This is a genomic window from Spirulina sp. CCY15215 (genome assembly GCF_016888125.1).
GTDB lineage: Bacteria > Cyanobacteriota > Cyanobacteriia > Cyanobacteriales > Spirulinaceae > CCY15215.
Window position 1 is genome coordinate 1 of sequence record NZ_JACSWA010000039.1, and the last position, 376, is coordinate 376.

1 protein-coding gene is annotated in these 376 nt (G+C 37.2%); it reads right to left on the reverse strand.

Translation table 11 applies throughout. The annotated features are described in order from the left end of the window. On the reverse strand, positions 1 to 376 hold a 376-nt coding region (locus tag JUI58_RS00165), incomplete at both ends, for an RNA-guided endonuclease TnpB family protein (protein ID WP_204101745.1).

Here is a 376-nt window from a genome sequence, read left to right on the forward strand (position 1 = left end):
AAAGCAGCATCTAGGCAATGTTTAGACAACATTCCTTTTGCCCAAGATTTAAAGTTAATATCTTCAAAAAATATTGACTGTGCTTGGTCGCAAAGGTGATTTGCTAGTTTGAATTGCCAATCTTTACGAGTATCAGATATCTTTTGGTGCAGTCTCGCTATTTTTTGGTTTAATTTGTGTCGATTATTAGAACCTTTCTTTTTGTTCCTTAATCTACGTTGCAGCAATTTCAGCTTGCTATGTAGTTGGTTCAAAAAATGGGGTCTTTCGACCATTTCTCCATCAGAAGTTGCCAGAAATTTGTCCAGTCCCAAGTCTATCCCAATGGCATGACCGTGAAATGGGACATCTGGAATATTAACATCTAACTGCAAAG